Annotated in this window: 14 protein-coding genes; 5 read left to right on the top strand and 9 right to left on the bottom strand. The window is 43.0% G+C overall.

What is annotated here, in order from left to right; genetic code table 11:
- Positions 1-408 precede the first annotated feature (408 nt).
- The 6 genes from NT175_02655 to tnpA form a co-directional block, all read right to left on the bottom strand.
- The gene (locus tag NT175_02655) at positions 409-1,194 is read right to left on the bottom strand and encodes a C40 family peptidase (protein ID MCX6233610.1); all 786 of its coding nucleotides are present in this window, start codon (positions 1,192-1,194) and stop codon (positions 409-411) included.
- Between the two features lie 49 nt (positions 1,195-1,243).
- The gene (locus NT175_02650) at positions 1,244-1,867 is read right to left on the bottom strand and encodes a WbqC family protein (GenBank protein MCX6233609.1); all 624 of its coding nucleotides are present in this window, start codon (positions 1,865-1,867) and stop codon (positions 1,244-1,246) included.
- A 12-nt stretch (positions 1,868-1,879) separates the two neighbouring features.
- Positions 1,880-2,242: a thioredoxin domain-containing protein gene (locus NT175_02645; GenBank protein ID MCX6233608.1), complete on the bottom strand. Its 363-nt coding sequence runs from the start codon at positions 2,240-2,242 to the stop codon at positions 1,880-1,882.
- Positions 2,243-2,281: 39 nt separating this feature from the next.
- Positions 2,282-2,845, bottom strand: coding sequence for a thioredoxin (trxA, locus tag NT175_02640; GenBank protein ID MCX6233607.1), 564 nt, complete (start codon positions 2,843-2,845; stop codon positions 2,282-2,284).
- Between the two features lie 152 nt (positions 2,846-2,997).
- Entirely contained in the window at positions 2,998-5,115 is a 2,118-nt protein-coding gene (locus NT175_02635) for a C10 family peptidase (GenBank protein MCX6233606.1), read from the bottom strand.
- A 236-nt stretch (positions 5,116-5,351) separates the two neighbouring features.
- Positions 5,352-5,804 carry an IS200/IS605 family transposase gene (gene tnpA, locus NT175_02630; GenBank protein ID MCX6233605.1) on the bottom strand — a complete coding sequence of 151 codons (453 nt, stop codon included), beginning with the start codon at positions 5,802-5,804 and terminating at the stop codon, positions 5,352-5,354.
- Between the two features lie 733 nt (positions 5,805-6,537).
- Between tnpA and NT175_02625 the strand changes: the two genes are divergently transcribed.
- Positions 6,538-7,269, top strand: coding sequence for a hypothetical protein (locus NT175_02625; GenBank protein ID MCX6233604.1), 732 nt, complete (start codon positions 6,538-6,540; stop codon positions 7,267-7,269).
- A gap of 154 nt (positions 7,270-7,423) precedes the next feature.
- Here the strand turns inward: NT175_02625 and NT175_02620 are convergent, their stop codons facing one another.
- Both NT175_02620 and NT175_02615 read right to left on the bottom strand, forming a co-directional pair.
- On the bottom strand, positions 7,424-9,565 hold the full coding sequence (locus tag NT175_02620; GenBank protein MCX6233603.1) for a C10 family peptidase: 2,142 nt from the start codon (positions 9,563-9,565) through the stop codon (positions 7,424-7,426).
- Positions 9,566-9,640: 75 nt separating this feature from the next.
- Entirely contained in the window at positions 9,641-11,767 is a 2,127-nt protein-coding gene (locus tag NT175_02615; protein MCX6233602.1) for a C10 family peptidase, read from the bottom strand.
- Between the two features lie 203 nt (positions 11,768-11,970).
- On the opposite strand from NT175_02615, the gene hutI reads away from it, so the two are divergent.
- A complete protein-coding gene (gene hutI, locus NT175_02610; protein MCX6233601.1) occupies positions 11,971-13,227 on the top strand; it encodes an imidazolonepropionase in 1,257 nt (418 codons plus the stop codon).
- Between the two features lie 170 nt (positions 13,228-13,397).
- Positions 13,398-15,083, top strand: coding sequence for a glutamate formimidoyltransferase (gene ftcD / locus NT175_02605; protein ID MCX6233600.1), 1,686 nt, complete (start codon positions 13,398-13,400; stop codon positions 15,081-15,083).
- Positions 15,084-15,133: 50 nt separating this feature from the next.
- Here the strand turns inward: ftcD and NT175_02600 are convergent, their stop codons facing one another.
- Positions 15,134-16,363, bottom strand: a complete 1,230-nt coding sequence (locus tag NT175_02600) for a DUF5706 domain-containing protein (GenBank protein MCX6233599.1) — start codon at positions 16,361-16,363, stop codon at positions 15,134-15,136.
- A gap of 555 nt (positions 16,364-16,918) precedes the next feature.
- Here NT175_02600 and NT175_02595 point away from each other — a divergent pair.
- Both NT175_02595 and NT175_02590 read left to right on the top strand, forming a co-directional pair.
- Entirely contained in the window at positions 16,919-17,668 is a 750-nt protein-coding gene (locus NT175_02595) for an SdiA-regulated domain-containing protein (protein MCX6233598.1), read from the top strand.
- Positions 17,665-20,607 carry a PQQ-binding-like beta-propeller repeat protein gene (locus NT175_02590; GenBank protein ID MCX6233597.1) on the top strand — a complete coding sequence of 981 codons (2,943 nt, stop codon included), beginning with the start codon at positions 17,665-17,667 and terminating at the stop codon, positions 20,605-20,607. Before NT175_02595 ends, NT175_02590 begins: the two co-directional genes overlap by 4 nt.
- Positions 20,608-20,698: the final 91 nt, after the last annotated feature.

Below are 20,698 nucleotides of genomic sequence, written 5' to 3'. Positions count from 1 at the left end.
TTTTAATATGCCGTATACAAAAATAAGAAGACGGACGGGTAAATGCGATATCTTATTGTATATCTGAGCGTAAGCAATAATAAAAGGGTAAATCAAGGTAATAAAAATACGGGTAATTACTAACGTGAAAATCTATGATGATAGATAATAATTTAATGATTTAGGTTATTGGTCATTTCATAAAGTCGTCGAAAATATGAAAATCCCGGTCAAAATGAAATTTTCAGGATAAAAAGTTATTTAGTGTTTAATCCTTTGCAGTTGAACAATTTAAAAGTTATCAACTTTTTGTCCGGCACTGGGATTTTTAGGTGTGTCAATTCATAAAGGGCTTGATAAGAAAGGAATATCTAAGGCAGATATAAGGATGGAGCAGGGGTGGGACTACAAAGAATTGTTAATAAATTGTTAGGATGGGAGCAGGTTTTTAATTACCCTTAACCGGTGTGTGTAACATTTCTGGTGGATATTATAAATGCCCTGATGATCGATGGTATCAATCCTGACATGGCCGGAGGAATGAATGATTTTACCATCACCAAGGATCATCCCGACATGAATGATATTATCGGATTCATCATCAAAAAATGCCAGATCACCCGGCTGAGCCTCCGAAATAAATGACACTATAGTTCCTTCCATGGCTTGCTGGTGAGCATCGCGTTTAAGCTTCCTGCCGCCAAGTTTATAAATCATTTGAGTCAAGCCGGAACAATCAATCCCAAAGGGTGACCTCCCACCCCACAAGTAAGGACAATTAAGATAGAGCATAGCATACCCGGTCAGCATTTTCCTGTCGGCTGTCTCCGAAAACAGCTTCGTATTCCCATCATATCCGTATTCCCTTTTGCCAAATAGTAACGTACCGTTTCTCAGCCCGGGTAGGGAGCTTCCGATAACCAATGGGATGGTGCCCTTTTTACATGCCACACTGATCGGATGCATGAGGTCAAGAGTCAGATAGTGTAAGGAGTTTTTCAGGTCTCCATACGTTTCATCGCTGAGTTCCAAAATCTGTTTCCTGTCAATCCATCCATCATAACCATCATAATCTGTTATCACTCTGACCCAGTCTTTTTGCTCTTCGATAATATCATCCAGTTCGCCAAACAGCATCTGGGTGACCATCTCCGAGCGGTCTGATGGCTCACTTCTCACAGGGATTAATGTCAAATGACAGATACCTTTTGCCATATAAATTCTTTCATGGGGATAAATATACGATGTTTTTAACAGTGTTTTTTTATTTCAAAAGCTGACACAGATACTTTTTGGAGTCCGGCCCCATGTTGAAAAGCAAATCAATGATACTCAGGTTCGGGATGAAACCGGCCTTATAATGGAACACCTGGGTATAAGGTGGAAATTCCAGAGTTGGTTTATGTCTGGGATTCAAGCGCGTACGTTGATCCATCGCAGCTAGGGGATCATGGATGTACCTTTCAGTCAGAGAGTATTTTTCGGGAATCCCCAGATAAGACAGAATGATATCAAAAAGTTTCAAATTAAAATCGAGAAGGAACTTAATCTGATTTTCATAAAAAGGCTGCAGTTCATCCTTATAGTACAGGAAATAGGGTGAAGAACTATAGGCTGAAGTAATAGCCCTCCAATGGATTTGTTGCCATGGCAGCCGGTAAGAAATGACTATATCTTTCAACAGGGTATGGTTCCCCGTATTTTTAATGACAGGAATGCTGAGCATTAATCTGCCATTGGCACCGCAAATATAACAGCGGTTCCGGTAGGTCTGCTTGACATAATTCTCCTGGATTTCAAGGACAACCTCATCGGCTGACATTAACCAGGTGAAATACTCAACCGGCGGCAAGTAGGCAACAGGGAGTATAACCTTTGAGTGATTCACTGAGCATCGTTCTTAGCTTGCTTTCTTTTTCAGGAGGACATCATCAATAGCCTGAATAAGGTTTGGCTTGGGTAAAAGCCCGACGGCCATCTGCGGCTCTCCGTCAACCGGGCAAAAAAGCATGCTTGGGATGCTTCTTATGCCAAAGATAGCTGACAGCTCATTTTCTTCTTCCGTATTTATTTTATAAATATTGATCTTGCCATTATATTCCTTGACCAGCTCTTCCAGAACTGGTGAAAGTGCCTTACAGGGCTGGCACCAGTCAGCATAAAAATCAATGATACAAGGTATCACCCCTTCGAATTTCCAGTCCTGATTTTTTTCATAATTAAAGACCTTAGTGAGAAACATCTCTTTCGTCAAATGCTCCATTGTCGTCGTTTTATTTTACTTTAATAGTTTAATATGAATTTATTTCACCAGTAATACTTCATTGATAGCCTGCATAAATGTTGGTTTAGGCAGAGCACCGACCGACATTTGCGGTTTGCCCTTCATCGGGCAGAACAACACGCGGGGAATACTGGTGACCTGGAATACATTGGCCAGTTCCCGTTCCACCTGTGTGTTGACTTTATAAATAATGATCTTTCCTTTGTATTCCTGAGCCAGCTCCTCCATTATAGGCGCTACCATCCGGCAGGGCTTGCACCAGTCAGCATAAAAATCGATCATGCAGGGTTTATCACCTTCATAAATCCAGGTGTCAGGATTTTTCTCATAGTTCCAGACCTTTTTCAGGAATAACTCTTTGTTTAGGACAATCACTTTTCCTTCATCTTCGCCTGGATTAAGCAAAACTGATTCTGTCCGCAATTTTGAGTCCCTCACTGATCTGCCGGTTGTCATACCGTTTGCAGATGTGAAGCCGGCGATAACCACCAGTATTACAATAAAACTAATTAATCCGTATCTTTTCATTTTTTTCTTTTGCCTGTTTGATTTATAACCATCAATGAATAAAATTGTTTGCAAAGTAAAGATATTTTTAATAAAGTGCATTGAGAAAAGGGGTGAATTGACGCCCCTTGGATTTGGGCATTGAGTTATTTTATTCTCCGTAAAGAATCATCAGAATTTAACCACGGAGTAACACGGAGGATCACGGAGTAACGCGGAGGCGGGGGCTAATCTATAAACAGTTTTTTGATGGTGGTTCCATTTAGAGTTGTCAGCTTTACGATATAGAGGCCTCCGGTGAAATTGGTAACATCTATCGTTATTGCCCTGTCATTTTGATCAGTCAAAGCAATAGATCGGATGATCTGGCCGGAGAGATTCATTATTTCGAGCGAAGCCTGTTGAAGATTATTCTGTGTAAACCTGAACATCACCATGTCTTTGGCAGGATTGGGATAGATCAGGAAGTCTTCAGGAACATAGCTGCCGGCAATTCCGACAAGGTCAGAGATATAGGTAGCATCCCATCCTTGTGCTGTGACACTGCCATTGGTAGTGAAAAGGATGAGCATTTTACCGCTTGTGGCTGTCACCGGTTCGGGAATGGTGCTACCCGAAAATTCTCCAATAACGGTTTGGCTGCCCAAATCGATGACTTTTACCCAGTCAGCGTCTTCTTCGGTTGCAAAGGTATTGAACGTCAGGGTGACCCATGAAGCACCTGCAGGCATGATCCGGAACTGGCAGATGGAGTTGTTGCTGTAATTGAATGTGCCGCTTCCGTCGCCGACCTGTCCTGCCGGATAGGTCTGAGTCGTAGAGCCACTGCACCATTCCGGCGTTGAGGTTGAATAGCTGGCAAACCACCCGGCATTCACATCGGTTTCATTTGAATGAAAGGCAATCAGCATCTGGTTGCCTGAAGATGTCACCGCTCCGGGTATCTCGTCACCGGAAAAAGCCCCCAGAAGGACACTGTTTTCTGAGTTTCCGTCATAGACAAATACCGTGTCGCCCTGTGAAGTGCCGAACCTGTTAAATGTGAGTGTGATATCTGATATGGAATCCTCTTGTGTCTGAGGCGAGATCAGCCAGTTACAGTATGTGTTATTCTGGTATGGATACATGGGACTGCTGCCATCTTCGAAGGTTCCTGTTTTGGTTGTCAGTGTTTTAGTGCCTGTGCAATATTCCGGATATACATAATTTACCGTATCCGGAAAGCAGTTGATGATGAGTTCCTGTGCATAATTAAAATTACTACCTCCCGGTGTCAGGTTATCGAGCAGGAAGTATCCGTCAAAGGAGCCACTCCAGCCCCAGTTCATGTGGAAGTAATCGCCCTGGTAGCCATCCACCACAAAAGCATGGCCGCTGGTGTAAGTGTAATCGGCCCATCCGGCATAATAGCAGGGCATGAACCTGTCGATGTGTGCCACCACCAAGCTGTCCCAGTCCATGCTGGTGCTGTCTCTGAAAACATACTGAGTTTTGGGTGAGTATTTAAAATAGGTGCGCAGCGAATAGGCTGCCTTATGATTCCACATGCCGGAGCCATCCGGACCATAATCCATATCAACTGAAACTCCAAGATGGAACAGAAGCTCAGCAATGGCAAAATTGGGCATCGTGGTTTGGTTCACCATGTCGTCCCACTTATAGGTTGTGCTGCCAAAGTCGGCCGATATGGTGCCATATTCCGGATGCTGATATGTATAGGATCCAGTTCCGGTGTCGGGCCAGCGATAGTAATACATCACCTGTCCCATGGCTGTGGCCACACATCCCGCATAGCAGCGGCCATTTGGTCCGGCAGGATCTTCCGGACACAAAGCATTGTAAGGGTAACCCTGATTCCATGTCGAATTGAGCATGGGCTCAACATTACGCTGATCCTTCAAAGGCTGCAGCGTGCCGGGATCTTCGGTCAGCATCCTTTCCCAAAGATTTTTGATGACATATTCACCCGTCAGATCATTACGGATAGCATATAAAATTTGTACCTTGTAATGATCCATCCATCCCGCAAAATTGTCCGGTTGGTTTTCTTCAGTGTAGCTACCAGTGAATGAGTAACCCAAAACGGGCATCACGGCATCTGTAGCCGCAACAACAACAAATCCTTTAGGGCGGAAATTGAAAACATAGTATACCACTTCATTTTCCGCCCTGACAATACATGTTTTGATAACCTGAACACTGTTAAAATCGGTGTATTGATACCTGTTCAGGCATTCATAATAAAAGTTTTTACCCGCCAATTGCGCCTTTTCGTCGGTGATATTTTCCCCGGATGAGTGGAATATAAGGAGGTTGATTAAAACGAAAAAGGGTATAGTTTTCATATTGTCAGATCTGTTAAATTATGTGCGATAAATTTAATAAAAATGTCAATCTCTTTGTTACCCTAAAAATTCTCTTCCGTCATATCGTATCTACCCCAGAGTCCCGTAGGGACGTCACCCAATAGTCCCGTAGGAACGTCACCCAATAGTCCCGTAGTCCCGTAGGGACGATAGTCAATAGCCATTTCAATAAACCATTATGCATCGAATCCCGTAGGGATGACACAAAATAGTTTTCATCCCAGCACATAACGTTCATCATATGCAATCCCATGTTTCACCAGAAATGCCAGATATTCCTCCTTAAAATTCCTCCTCCTGTGATGCGTCTCCTGATTTTTCAAATATTTTCTCGTCCTGTCAATCTGTGAAACGCCAACCGAAAACGCACCAAATCCTTCCTGCCACCGGAAATTCTTCATTGAAGGATAATTCTGCCTTATCCATCGCGAGGAATTGGACTTTATAATTTGAAGGGCTTTTGAGATGGAAACCTCAGGACTCAGTGAAATCAGCAAATGTACATGATCACTTAAACCCCCTGCTGCCAGGAGCCTCATGCTATAATTATTTGCGATGCCCCCGATATAATGGAATGTACTCTCACGAATATCGTATGTCAGGATGGGTTTTCTGCCCTGCGGGGTGAAAACGCAATGGATATAACAACTTGTGTATGTGTTTGCCATAGATGATATTTTTTGTGCCTATTGGGTGACGTCCCTACGGGACTCTATATGGAAATGCTGGATTGGATTGCTATTTAATGGCGTCCTTACGGGACTGATGGGTGGTGCTCCTATGGAACTCATTTTGAATCCAGAATTCCAATTTATATTTTTTCACTTTCGTGTTCTTACCTTTGGCTGTTATGTCTTTTTTATATTAATCCCAGAGAATGTAAAATGTGACCCTCCTGGCGAATATTTTCTGGCTTAAAATGTATTATGATGTTCGTATAAGATATAATTGGATTGTTATTGTAATAAAAACAAACCAATAAAAACTGATTCTATGAAGAAATTCGTTACATTAGGGCGGGGAAACGATGGATAATTTATCAATTTGAAAATTTGAAAATAAGTCAATTTGAAAATGAGGTGGTACGATAGAACCGATGCGTTGATGTACAATTATTTCAAACAGTCCCGTAGGGACGCCATTCAATAGTCCCGTAGGGACGATAATCAATAGCCATTGCAATAAACCATAATGCATCGAATCCCATAGGGATGGCACAAAAGAAATTTTTAACCCAGCACGATTTATGAAGAATTTCACTATATTAGGCCGGGGAATAATTAGTTAATTTGAAAATTTGAAAATTTGAAAATGATGTGGTATGATAGAACCGATAGTTGATGTGCAATTATTTCAAACAGTCCCGTAGGGATGCCATTCAAAGATTCAAAAGTATTTAACATGAAAATAAAAAAGGGTATTGAAATAGTAATTTTTCTATTTTCCTCCTATTTATGTTTCTCGCAACAACCGAGTATTGAAATAAATGATCCCCAAAAATTTAAATTCGTGTTAGATGAATGTGCCAATAAAATTATTGATTTATATTGTCCGGAAGATTATATGAAAAATTGGACATATAATCATGTACTTAAAATAACAACTTGCGATGAGGATGATAATAGAATTCTAATGATTTTTGGGCCACCTGGTGATAAAGATGAATCCCCATTTAACGTAAAAAATATAAAATTGGGATATTTTGAAAATGAGAATTCTTACATTTTTATATTGGCAGATAATATTATAATAAACGATAGCCTATTGTCCGGAGATAATTATGGAGTGGTGCAAAAAAAGATTGATAATTATATTTCACCGCCTCGTGATAAAAATGATGGAGCTATAAGTATTTCACCTATGGTTTTTTTATTTGATTTCAATAAGGATTTGTTGAAAATGAAGAAAGGAATAATTCATTATAAAGCAATTTATCCTTTATCACATCTTGAAAAGAAATATTGGCCTTTGGAATATGATAAAATGAACCTTCCACTCGATCTAAAGCGGGAAGATTATAATACGCCATGGAATCATTGCACGAAAGACAGAATCCTGACTGAAAAAGAACTGGAAAAGCTTAAAGAGGGTGAAATGAAAATAAATTTCAGAAAACATATTCAGAAAAAATAAATAAACACCTTGTTTTTTCTACCAGCGGGCAGTTTGATGATAACAAGTCAGTTTGAAAATGAGGTGGTATGATAGGACCGATTTGAAGATGTACAATTAATCCAAATAGTCCCGTAGGGACGCCATCCAATAGATATAAGGAAAACGGAATAATTTATTCAACGATCAATTTCGTCGCCGTCACCTCCCGGTCATTCCAAACCCTGAGCATGTATATCCCTTTTGAAATCCCTGTAAGATCGAGAATTTTATTATTTTTCCCAGCCTGAAATTCATCAATGAGGCTATATACTTTCACTCCGGTCAGCGTCAATAATTCAATGTGAACTGAGCCGGCATTGTTCAGCGTTAATGCGATATTCACCTTGTTGCTGGCCGGATTAGGAAAGATACTCATATTTTCAGCAAGGGTGTTGTCATCCATTCCAACATAATCGATTTCATAAGTGACTTCCCATCCATCAGCCGTTACTGAACCATTGGTACAAAAGTTAAGCAACATAGTGCCGTTGGTCGAAAGAGAGGGTGGTATCTGATTACCCGAAAACTTGCCGATTTCAGCGGGAGGATCTGATGACAGGTCAATCACCTGAAGGCAATCATGATCAGCCTCTGTCTTAAATGAAGTGAAGGTCAGTGTCACTTTGCTGGCATCAGGAGGGTCAATTTTCCACCTGCATAAAGAATTGTCATTGTAAGGTTTTGTCCCGCTGCCGTCGGTAATGGTGCCGCTGGGATCAGTGAGGGTGATCCACCCGTTGCAATACTCGGCGATAGTGGAAATAAATTCGGCCTGGAATCCCGGAGCGGTGATATTATCATTGCTGGTAAAAATCACCAGCATTTTGTTACCAGTTGATGTGATCACGGGGAGATTACCTGAGTAAGATCCCGAAAACATACCGAGAACCGCTGCATCGGTATCCCCGCCATCGTAAATGGTAATAATGTCGTTATCCTGTTCCGTTTCAAGATGAATAAATTTCAATGTAATGCCCGAAATGGAATCATCGCTTGTCTGAGGGTCAATGAGCCAGCTCATGGTGGTGTTATTCTGGTAGTCAGTCACGGGCCCGCTGCCATCTTCAATACAGCCTGATTTGGATGTAACGGTAACAGGTTGATCCCAGAAATAGGGGTAGTCTTCACCGGGATGAATGTTGATGACTGCGCCCTGCCCCATGTTAAAACCGCCGACTTCATTAACGGTGTAGTATCCATTATTTTGTCCGCTCCATCCGAAATTAAAATGGAATTCTTCACCCTGATAACCATCGCAGACAAAGGCATGTCCGCCTGATCCGTTAAAACCCGAATAGTACATTGGCCAGCCTATGTCGAGTTGTGATTGTAACAGTGTGATCCAGCCGGTGGTAGAATAATTGTCCTTGTCAACAAAATCGATGTCGGCTGCATAATTAAAATGTGAACTCATGGCTTCTGGCACATCTTGGCTATATGCGCCTGAGCCGGTGGGGCTATAACCCATATTCACTGCTACGCCACAATGATATTGCAATTGAGCCACGGCATCGATGCTTTCAGGGAAACTGCTGACTTTTATTTCGTTAAGCATAGCAGACCAATTGTAGGTTGTAGCTCCATAGTTGACACTAAGGTTACCATATTCCCAGGCATCATAAGAATGTGATCCTGTACCCTGTAGGGGGTAACGCCAGTAATGCATAACCATCGACATGGCTGTGGCCACGCATCCGGCATAGACATGCCCTCCGGGTCCGGAAGCATCTTCAGGACACCATGCATTGTAAGGACTGCCCTGGTTCCAAAGGTTGGTCAGCAATGGATTGATACTTCTGCTCCGGCTGGTTGTATTAAGAAGTGTGATGTCTTCGGTCATTAGCCTGTTCCAATCGCTCTTTATTTCGCTTGTAGCTTCCATGTCTAAATTCCGTGCAAATACAATTTGTTTAGCATAATTCTCCATCCATCCCTTATAATTATCTGGCTGATTTTCACTCTGATAAGCTCTGTCATACGCATATCCGATAACCGGTACATAGGCGTCATCAGCCGAGACAATAACATATCCGTCATTCACATTGAACACATAATAGACTATTTGGCTGTCGTATTTCTCCGAAAAAGTGCTCCTGACTTTGATCTCATAGTAAGCAAGAGGGTGAAAGTACTGATTGCCTCTTTCATAGAAGAAATTCCTGGCCACCCTTTCAGCATCATTCAGGCTTACCTCTTTTGAGAAGAGGGGAGTTGTTAAAATGAAGATGAATAAGATGAGGATGGGGAATGCGACATGTGTACGGGTGTGGTTCATGGATGTTAAAGGATTTTTAATTATAAAATAATGATTACAATTGCATTACATCGAAGATTAAGGCTTGCAGGAATATTACTTTTGGATGATGATCCTTCGGATTACTATTCCGTCATCACCCATTATCCTTAAAATATAAACGCCGCTCGTGAAGTTTGAGATATCAACCGGCAAATCCTGGTTTCCTGAAAGACGATACATATCAGACCTATAAACGGTATACCCTGCTGTTGTGGTCAGGCTGATTTCAATCTCTTGTGAGTGAATGATTTTAAACCGGATATTCAGCAGGTCGGTCGCTGGATTTGGATAAACACTGAGAGAGGCAAACGGATCCTTTTCGTCGACACCAACGTTGTCGATTTCATAGTCTGCCGCAAAACCACCTTTGTTAATGATATTATTGGTACTGAACGTAATCATCAATGGACCGACACCGGTGATATTACCGGGTATCATTGATCCGGATAATTTACCCAGCTCAGTCGGCGGACTTGTTGATAGATCGAGGATCTGTAAATAATCATTCACCAATTCAAGATCAAAGGAAGTAAAGTTGACCGTGATATGATTGGCATTTTCCACATCTATGTTCCAATGGCATAATGAACTCCCAAGATAGTTTTTATCACCGCTGCCATCGGTAAATGAACCTGTAGGGTCAGTCAGAGCAGTCATATTGGAGCAATATTGGGGCATATATGGTGTAGCTTTTATCTGCCACCCGGGAGCTGTTCCGCTGCCATCGGAAGTAAAAGTCACGAATACTTTAGATCCCGATGACTGCACACTTCCAGGTATCTGGTCGCCGGAGTGGCTCATCAGAAGCGGGGCTTCTGTGGTTTCACCATCGTAAATATTCACTATGTCTCCGGATTGTGTATTAAATTTTTCAAAGCTGATGGTATAATATTCAACGGAATCTGTTTCCTTTGGTGTGATGAGCCAGTTGCAACCGGTTCCATTTTCATAATCTGCCAGCGGGCCGCTCCCGTCTTCAAAGGTGCCACTGGTAGTATTCACTACCGATGAACCGTTGCAGAAATAGGGGTAAGTATATGTGGCATCATCAGGATAGATACCCTTGATGGCCTCCTGGTTATAGGAAAATTCCTGGGGATTATCAGCAGTATAGTAACCGTCACCGGAACCACTCCATCCGAAATTGAAGTGGAAATAGTTGGGTGTGCCGAGTTGGTAGCCATCACAGACGAAAGCATGGCCCTCTGAGCCATTATCCCCGGAATAATATAGCGGTCTGCCATTATCAAGGTCATTAATAAGCATGTCTTCCCAGGTAGTTTGAGAATATTGTGATCGCACTGCGCGTGATGTGGACGATGAGTAGTTGAAGAAACTTTTCAGTGCCGGCACTGCGAGGTAGCTGTGTGAGCCGGAGGCACCAGGCCCGTACTGCATGTTAACGGCGACGCCGGCATGATATTGCAGCTGAGCGACTGCAAAGGCACTTTGTTCCGGGCTTCCGGGGGTGTATGAGTTCAGCATGGCATTCCAGTCATAATAGGTATTTCCGAAATTTGCTGTCAGCACGCCATAACCGGGACAGTTATATGAATTGGAGCCCGTGCCGACGAGGGGATATCTCCAGTAATACATGATCTGGGCCATGGCGGTGGCCACGCAGCCAGTCGGGCAGTGTCCGCCACTAGCTGTCGGACATAATTCATTATATGGAGATCCTTGGTCCCAGGTCGAGATGAGCATTGGAGCTATATCACGTCCTCCCCGCACGGAAAGTGTGGTTATGTCGTTAGTAAGTAAATGATTCCAGGCTTTCTTTGTTTCAGGTTCAGCCTGATAGCCGGTTTCTCTTACCCAGACCACCATGTCGCTGTAATGTTTCATCCATCCTGAAAAGTTATCGGTATACTTTTCGGGATCATAAGCGCCTTCGTAGGAGTATCCGAATACCGGCGTCACCAGGTCGTCAGCGGCTACAATGATAAAGCCACCACCCTGAATGTTGAAAACATAATAGGTTGCTTCCTGTTCGTGTTTTTCAGTATATACTCCTTCGATAACGATGGTACTATAGTCGACAGGTTGCCGGTATTGGTTGACTTTTTCGTAAAGGAAATTTGTAGCGACAAGTCTAGCGTGCTCAACGTCAACCTTTTCGGCGAATGTAACAGATATAAAACCCAGGAGCAAAAGTCCTAACAGTGCTTGTTTGGTTCTCATAGTCTTAGTTAGGGTATATTCAACAAAAAGGCAAAGGTAAAAAAAAGATAATCATCCGATTCTGTTTGTGTTGATATTTTCTGATATATCCCACGATTTAGATCAGGGTTGTTTACATTCGAACATTTTTACTATTTTCGTGTCCTGTATGATGAGGTGTAAATAAAATTTTTTTACGAAGAATCGATCAAATAAAATTGATATTGAATAGGATACTCATTAAAAATATCAGGGATCTTATCCAGGTCGAAAAGGAATCCAGGAAGAAAGTATGCGGAAAGGATATGTCACGACTGGAGACAGTTAAAGAGTCATACCTTTTCATCGAGGACGGGAAGATAGCCGATTTTGGCCACATGTCGCGGTTGACCTCCTCCAGGGTTTGTCATTTCAGCTCTCTGACTGAAATTGATGCCACCGGCAGGTTGGTTTTTCCCTGCTGGTGCGATTCTCATACACATCTGGTTTATCCTGCCAGCCGTGAAATTGAATTTGTCGACAAGATCAAAGGACTGTCGTATGAAGAAATTGCCAGAAGGGGCGGGGGTATCTTGAATTCTGCTAAAGAACTCCATGATATTTCCGAAGAAGAGCTGACGCAGATGTCCCTTCAGCGTTTAAATGAGATAGCTGCCTATGGAACCGGGGCAGTGGAGATCAAAAGCGGATATGGTCTCACTGTCGAAGCTGAGCTTAAGATGCTGAGGGTAATAAAAAAATTGAAAGGCATTTCACCTTTGACTATTAAGGCTACTTTTCTTGGTGCCCATTCCATTCCGATGGCATACAGAGGTCGACAGTCAGCATACGTCGATCTGGTGATCAACGACATGCTGCCGCGGGTCGCTGACGAAGGTCTGGCTGACTTTGTGGATGTTTTCTGCGACAGAGATTTTTTTACAGTTGAGGATACCGACCGCATCCTGACGGCTGCTTTTAAATATGGGCTCACACCAAAAATTCACGCCAACGAACTGGATTTCTCAGGTGGCGTCCAGACAGGTGTCAGGCATCATGCGCTTTCTGTCGACCATCTGGAATATACAGGAGATGCCGAAATAGCCGCTTTATCAGGATCGGATACGATGCCCACCATTCTGCCCGGCTCGGCCTTTTTCCTTGGATTACCGCCTGCCCCAGCAAGAAAAATGATCGATGCCGGTCTGCCATTGGCTTTGGCCAGCGATTATAATCCCGGGTCATCACCTTCAGGCAATATGCAATTCATCCTTTCATTGGGATGTATTGTTTATAGAATGACGCCGGAAGAAGCAATTAATGCCTGTACGCTCAATACAGCCTATGCCATGGATGTGGCCGAAGAACTTGGAACCATAGCCATCGGAAAGAGAGCAAATGTGTTCATTACAAAGGAGATACCATCTTATCTCTACATGCCTTATGCCTTTGGTGACAATAAGGTTGAGCGGGTAATATTAAATGGGGAAGTATATAAATAATAAAGTTGCAGGTTACAGGTTACAGGTTACAAGACAAACGATTGACATTTTGGAAACCTTTATTAAACATACAATTAAAAAATCAATAACTTGAATCTTGCAACCTGTAACTTGTAACCTGCAACCTGCAACTCGCAGCTATCAGCTAATAGCCTAATATTTGTAGAATCATGAAACAGTTAATTGAATGCGTGCCAAATTTCAGCGAAGGACGCGACAAATCAGTAATCAAACAGATCACGGATCAGATTGAGACCGTTGAAGGTGCCAGGCTGCTGGATGTTGACCCTGGTGAAGCAACAAACAGGACGGTGGTGACTTTTGCCGGTACCCCCGATGAAGTGATTGAAGCAGCCTTCGGGGCAATAAAGAAAGCTTCGGAGGTGATTGACATGCGTAAGCATAAAGGGGCGCATCCACGTTTCGGCGCAACAGATGTTTGCCCGCTGGTTCCCATCGCCAATATTACTATGGAAGAAACAGTAAAATTTGCACACAAACTGGCTAAAAGGGTTGGCGATGAGCTTGGCATACCTGTTTATTGTTATGAGTTTGCCGCCACAAAATCCGAGCGGCGTAACTTGGCCAACTGCCGCTCTGGGGAATATGAAGGGCTGAAGGAGAAACTGGCCGATCCACACTGGAAACCCGATTACGGCCCCGCCGACTTCAATGCGAAAAGCGGCGCAACGGCTATTGGTGCACGTAATTTTCTCGTAGCATACAATGTAAATCTGAATACGACTTCTATCCGCAGAGCCAATGCTATCGCATTTGATATCAGGGAACAGGGACGTGTGGTGAAAGCCGATGACCCGGCAGCAGGGAAGGCGAAATCCAATGAGAACGGCGAAGTCAGAATACCCGGTACCCTGAAAAAGGTCAAAGCTATCGGTTGGTTTATCAAGGAATATGGCATAGCACAGATATCGATCAACCTGACTGATATTACAGTTACACCCATTCATGTCGCTTTTGATGAAGTGTGTCGTAAGGCTCATGACAGAGGTTTACGCGTCACAGGATCTGAAATTGTCGGGCTTGTGCCACTGCAGGCTATGCTGGATGCAGGGAAGCATTATCTTCGCGAACAGCAGAGATCTGTTGGCATTTCCAACAGGGAAATTATCAGGATTGCTGTCAAATCACTTGGCCTTAATGAATTGTATCCCTTTGACCCTGACAAGAAGATCATTGAATATATCCTTGAGGATAAAAGCGAAGAAAAGTTGGTTAACATGAGTCTCACCGATTTTGTTTATGAGACTGCCTCTGAGTCGCCGGCGCCAGGTGGCGGTTCTATATCGGCATATATCGGTAGCCTGGGCGCGGCACTGGGTACCATGGTGGCTAATCTGTCAGCTCACAAACGTGGCTGGGATGACCGATGGGAGGAGTTCTCCAAGTGGGCTGAAAAAGGAAAATACTACCATGATGAGCTGCTGAAAATGGTGGATGAAGATACCAGGGCATTCAACCAGATCATGGCTGTTTTTGAGCTTCCAAAAGGAACTGAAGAGGAAAAAGCTGCCCGTGACAGAGCTATTCAAAATGCAACACGTTATGCTATTGAAGTACCTTTCAGGACTATGACCCTCTGTTTTGAATCGATGGAAGTGATGAAAGCCATGGCCGAAACCGGCAATCCCAACTCGGTATCCGATGCCGGCGTTGGCGCTCTCGCTGCCCGCACCGGCGTCATTGGCGCCTGGCTTAATATAAAAGTAAATGCCTCAGCACTGGAAGATAAAGCATTTGTTGAGGAAAAATTAGCACAAGGCTTTGAAATTGTCAAAAAAGCCAAATTGCTCGAAGAAGATATACTCAGCATTGTGACTAAAAAGATCAAAGGGTAATCCGCCGGTGAAGATAATATTCGGCATTAAATAATAATTCCTAGCGAAAACTAGGAATACCTGAACATGGCATACCCAAAAGTAATGAGAGCTACCAGGAAGCCAATTATAAAAATCAGAAAGGAAATCCGTATAAGTTTATATTTTTTTGCCAATACGACACCGGTAAAGTACTGGTCCATGATCATCATGTTGTATACCTGATCATAGTCTTGCATTGTTGCCCTGATATTTTTCAGATAATCATCAAGTGACATACGGAAATAACTGCCGAAGAACAACAGGTTGATTTTTTTATTCTTTATATCCTCGTCCGTAGTTTTTTCACTGTAGATCCTTGGCCGTGTAGCCAGAATAGCAAAAAGCAGGGTCAAAAATGATGATACTAAAAATATGACAGCCGGAATGATCAGATAGGGGAAATCCTTGTATTTGCTGACAATCAATGTGGCGATAATTGAAATGATTAGTGTATTCAGCGTGATCAGGTTGTGTGATTTATTATCCGCCATCGAATTGAGGTTGGTCTGCTTGGCGGCGGTAACACGGAACATGGTCTCGACACCCCTTGTCGGGAAGTCTTTGTTTGTCGGTGTTGTCTTTCCTCCATCCTGCCCTTTACGGAGTTGTTGGGCTTCGCCACGTTCTTCTTTTTTACTTTTCAATTCTTTTTTACTGTCTTTCTTTCTGCGTTTATGCTCTTCAATTTTTTTCAGCATCAGGCTGATATTTTTTTCCTTACCTTGGGTAAACTGTCTTCTGGCATATTCAGTATAATATGGTCGCAACAGAAATTGCAGTGTCTCTTTCATAAACCTGCTTATGCCGGTTTTTTTTACTCTGAAGGCATTTTGTTCTTTCCGCAGGAGTAGTGATTGCTCAAGATGATTTTCCAGGGCCAGGTGATACATATCTGCATCACAGATGACTTCTTCGAGTTTATTTTTAGGAGATTGCGGAATCTTTGTCGCAGTGATGCATCCGGCGACACTATCTATCCGGCTTTCATCAAACCCTCTGGAAGCCAGGAATTCCGTGGCCATTCTGATGCTTTCAGTTTCATGATCGGCATAATTCACAGAATACCCGAGATCATGAAACCATGCTGCAATGATTACATTCTCTAACTCTTCATTCGTGAGTCCGGAATTGCTGCCAATATCAGCGACAGCATCGACAATCTCTCTGGTGTGTGACAAATTATGGTACGGTAATCCCAGTGAGTCGCTGTAGTTCAGTATGCCGGTTGCGTAATTTTCAATATCGGATATGAGATTCATGGGGCAAAGCGATTAGTATCAATGTATACATATTTCAGGTCTACAGGTATCAGGTTGCAGGTACCAGGTCTGCGATTACCGGGTTTACAGGTACCAGGTCAACTAATAGAACACCTGAAGACCTGAGACCCGAAGACCTGAGACCTTAAGCTTGCAGCTTGTAGCTTGCAGCTTGTAGCTTTTAATTCCTTCTAAAGATAAAAAACATTTTATTTCTCCTACTATAATTTTTATTTATAAATTCGTCATTCATGTTTAGGCACTGGAAATATCAGATTATCGGGCAAAGGTAACCCGGCAAATATGAATTTGTCAGGTATTAAACAAAAAATATTGTTTTTTCCCAGAAACCGCTTTGTTGGAGCATTATTATTTTTTCTCCTTTTGGTTCTTGAAGCACTTATTATATCCTGCCATATAACCCCGCAAAATACACGTTCAGATACCTTAACGGATAGTATAAGCATTGATAAATCAAAATTCCCATTCGATCTTTCAGCACCTGACCGAATATTTTATCTCCCCGATGATCTTTATGAAATCTCAGGAATTACTATGATTGATAGCTTCCATATAGCCTGTATCCAGGATGAAAATGGGATCATCTTCATATTTGATACAACCTCCCGCAAAATAACCGGAAAATTTTCCTTTGCCAAAGACGGCGATTATGAGGATATAGTTATCGTTAATAAAATTTTTTATGTACTTGAAAGCAACGGCCATCTTTTTCAGGTCGAAAATCCGGGAGAAAAAGGCCAAAGCATCAGATCATATCAAACCCAATTAGGCCCTAAAAATGATTGTGAAGGATTATGTTATGACTCTTTAACAAAATCACTCCTGATTGCCTGTAAAGGCCATCCTTTCCTTGACAAGGATAAAACAGGCAAACATAAAAGGGCGATTTACCGGTTCGATCTTGCTAAAAAGGAAATGATAAAAGATCCTTTCCTGATCATTCATGTCAATGAAATAGAAAAAAATGAAAATCTGGATACCTATGGCCGGTTTTCCTATGATCTGGCTTCTGCCCTTGATCCGGATGGTAATATTGTCTTTCAGCCCTCAGGCATCGCTATACAGCCCGTGACAGGTTATTTATTTGTACTGGCTCATGTCGGCAAAACACTTCTGATACTCGATAGGGACGGGCAGTTATTGGCAATGATGACCCTTTCAATGAGCCTGTTTGCCCAACCCGAGGGAATCTGCTTTACGAAGGCTGGCGATATGTTTATTTCAAACGAGGGTGCCGGCGGAAAAGCGACCATATTGCTCTTCAAAAATAAAATTCCAAGATGAAAAAAATTGAAATCCATTTAATTTTTCCTCTGTTGCTGGCGTCATTGACCGCTGGCTCACAATCTGCTGTTTCTCCCGGTGATCAGGTCTCTTCATCAACAACCGGAATTCACAACCGTGACTGGACAATACTGGCCACATATACCGTTCCGGGGAAAGCCTCCGGGCTGGCATTCGATGGAGAATACCTCTTCTGTGGCATTTATGGAGTGAACAGCGATAAGGTTTATCGTATCAATCCTGATGATGGCAGCTATGTTGAACAGTTTTCCAATCCCGATATCGATGATGCTTTCGGCCTCACCTGCGATGGAACTAACCTGTGGACGATAATACAGCCCGTTAGCAGCTCAAACCAGGCACAGGCAACAGAAATGGATATATCCGGCGGCAATTTCCTCAGCCAGATTATCCTGCCCGATCACTATATGTCGGGCATCGCCTTTGATAATGGCAATTTTTGGGTGGCCACCTATTATCCGGATCCGGGAAAAATTTACAAAGTCGATCCGTCAGGCAACGTGCTGGTCCAGTTTCAATCACCTAATCAGCAACCATGGGATATTTGTGTTGAAAATGGAAGTTTATGGGTGGCTGACTATAATGCAGATATGATCTATAAACTTGATCAATCGGGTAATGTCCTTGAAAACCATCCTTCACAGGGTATCAAACCCTCAGGGATTGTTTATGACGGTCAGTACCTCTGGTATGTCGATGGCCAGCTTGGCTCACCCAGCACCTTGTATAAAGTTGACCTAAGCGGGTCGGGAACACCTCAGATCAACATCCCCGTAGCGGAATATAATTATGGTCCTGTCACCATCGGTGATTCGGTTGTATGGTATCTGGAAATCAATAATTCGGGTACAGGTGATCTGGTTGTTGACCATATTGCCATTCCTGACGCTGTGCCCATTTTCAGTTGGTATGCCTTTCCGGCAGTTCTATCGCCTGGTGACCAAATCCTTGTTGATTTGATATATAAACCTCAGGATCCTATTCCTTTAAATGCGTTAATTACAGTGTATTCCAATGATCCTGTCCACCTGGCAGTGGATGTTACACTTACCGGAGTGGGAGTTATATCTGGACCATCCCTGTTCCTTACCGAATCCTGGCACGATTATCAGAATGTAAGGATGAATGCCTTTACCCGGTGGTTTGCTGAGATCAGGAATCTGGGTGATGAGCCGCTGATAATCACTGATCTTATATTTGATGATTCACATTTTTTTGCTGATGAGGGCTTTTCGCTGCCATGCCAAATCCCTGTGCAGGGCTCTGCATTGCTGGGGATATGGTTCCACCCTGAAGAGAATATGAACTACACCGCCACAATTGATATAATAAATAATGATCCTTTCTATAATCCTGCTGAACTTACCCTTGAGGGTACTGGCCTTAATCAGGATTATCCGGTGGGTACGCTATTATGGGATTATTCCATCACCACCAGCTATGATAACAGCCCGAAGGCCATTGCACCATTAAACGACATCACCGGCGACGGGATTAATGAAGTGATCATTTGCTCCGAGGATGATTTTATCCGGTGTTTGAATGGCAATTCATCCGGTACAGCTGATGTGCTTTGGGAGCGCGAAATATATGCCGGTGCTGTATATAGTCAAAATGCACTGTCTGCGACCACCGACCTGGACAATGACGGTTATAATGACCTGGTAGCCGGCACAGCATGGGGCGACAGATCAATCATTTGCCTGTCAGGAAAGGACGGCAGTATCATCTGGAAGCACGATACACATGAATATGGCGATGGCGGATGGGTATATCAGGTGAATTATTCCTATGATTACAATAACGACGGCACATCCGACATCCTCGCTGCCACCAGCGATGATGCCAATAATACCGGACCACGGCGCATCTATTGCCTGGATGCCTTTACCGGAATACCTATATGGGATTGTGTCACTGAAGGACCTGTGTTTTCAGTCATTGGTATTGAGGATTTTAACGGCGACATGAAACCCGATGTTCTGGCAGGAGCTTCTGATTCCGGTGAAAACGAAGGCCGTGTGTATGGTATCAATGGACTGAATGGTAACATTTTATGGACAGCATATGCCGAAGGTACATCGGTGTGGGCTCTGACACAGACAGATGATGCAAATGGTGATGGGATAAAAGATGTGATGGCAGGTGATTTTGGCGGACACCTTTATCTGCTTGATGCTGCTGATGGTTCTGTTATTCATAATTCAAGCATTGGCCCTTGCCTCATCCTGCGATTCGAAAAACTCAATGACGTGAATGGGGATGCACATCCTGACGTTCTTATTGGACATAGTGGCTCCAATGCAGTTGTAGTCGATGGTATGACCTGCCAGAATATCTGGTTGAAACCTGTCGCCGATATGCCATGTAATATCGACAGGATAGAAGATATCAGCGGCGATGGAATCAATGATGTCATTATTGGCACTCTTTACGCTGATAATTATTGCTATTTCCTGGATGGCACAGATGGTTCAGAGATTGAATCGGTTAATACCGGTGATCCTGTTGATGCCATTTCTGCCATATCCGATATAACCGGCGATGGATCGATGGAGGTTGTCACAGGGGGCAGAAGTGGCAGTGTCACATGCTTAAGTGGAGGACTCAATGCTTCAATTGGAATAAAAGAGCCATCATTGGTTGCCACTCCTGATATCCGGCTGAGCGTTCACCCAAATCCTCTTCATGAGGAAACGGTAGTTTTTATTAAAGTGAATCAGGATATTATTTTCGACCTTGTTGTAATTGATGTGCAGGGCCGCGTCGTCAGGTCCCTGATCGGGGATGCTGTCGCTTCAGATTTATATTCAGTAATTTGGGACGGAACTGACGATGCCGGAAACTCATTGCCCGAAGGAATATATTTTATCACTATTGTCCGACTAAAGTCTGATTTTCAATTGACCCTTATGTAACAGTCAGAAAATCAGATATAATTTGTTCATTTTTTGTTTTTTCAAAAGTAGACCTCCCCTCATGTCAAGGCAAATTTTAGCTGTACTAACC

This window comes from Bacteroidota bacterium (genome assembly GCA_026391695.1).
Lineage (GTDB): Bacteria > Bacteroidota > Bacteroidia > Bacteroidales > JAGONC01 > JAPLDP01.
Note: the sequence above shows the minus strand (reverse complement) of the source record. Positions and strands in the feature narration are given on the sequence as shown.

What these genes read in the sequence shown, in the direction of transcription:
- NT175_02655 (MCX6233610.1), bottom strand. Translation starts at nt 1,194, where the DNA reads ATGGCAAAAGGTATCTGTCATTTGACATTAATCCCTGTGAGAAGTGAG.
- NT175_02645 (MCX6233608.1), bottom strand. Translation starts at nt 2,242, where the DNA reads ATGGAGCATTTGACGAAAGAGATGTTTCTCACTAAGGTCTTTAATTAT.
- NT175_02635 (MCX6233606.1), bottom strand. Translation starts at nt 5,115, where the DNA reads ATGAAAACTATACCCTTTTTCGTTTTAATCAACCTCCTTATATTCCAC.
- tnpA (MCX6233605.1), bottom strand. Translation starts at nt 5,804, where the DNA reads ATGGCAAACACATACACAAGTTGTTATATCCATTGCGTTTTCACCCCG.
- NT175_02625 (MCX6233604.1), top strand. Translation starts at nt 6,538, where the DNA reads ATGAAAATAAAAAAGGGTATTGAAATAGTAATTTTTCTATTTTCCTCC.
- NT175_02620 (MCX6233603.1), bottom strand. Translation starts at nt 9,565, where the DNA reads ATGAACCACACCCGTACACATGTCGCATTCCCCATCCTCATCTTATTC.
- NT175_02615 (MCX6233602.1), bottom strand. Translation starts at nt 11,767, where the DNA reads ATGAGAACCAAACAAGCACTGTTAGGACTTTTGCTCCTGGGTTTTATA.
- ftcD (MCX6233600.1), top strand. Translation starts at nt 13,398, where the DNA reads ATGAAACAGTTAATTGAATGCGTGCCAAATTTCAGCGAAGGACGCGAC.
- NT175_02600 (MCX6233599.1), bottom strand. Translation starts at nt 16,363, where the DNA reads ATGAATCTCATATCCGATATTGAAAATTACGCAACCGGCATACTGAAC.
- NT175_02595 (MCX6233598.1), top strand. Translation starts at nt 16,919, where the DNA reads ATGATTGATAGCTTCCATATAGCCTGTATCCAGGATGAAAATGGGATC.
- NT175_02590 (MCX6233597.1), top strand. Translation starts at nt 17,665, where the DNA reads ATGAAAAAAATTGAAATCCATTTAATTTTTCCTCTGTTGCTGGCGTCA.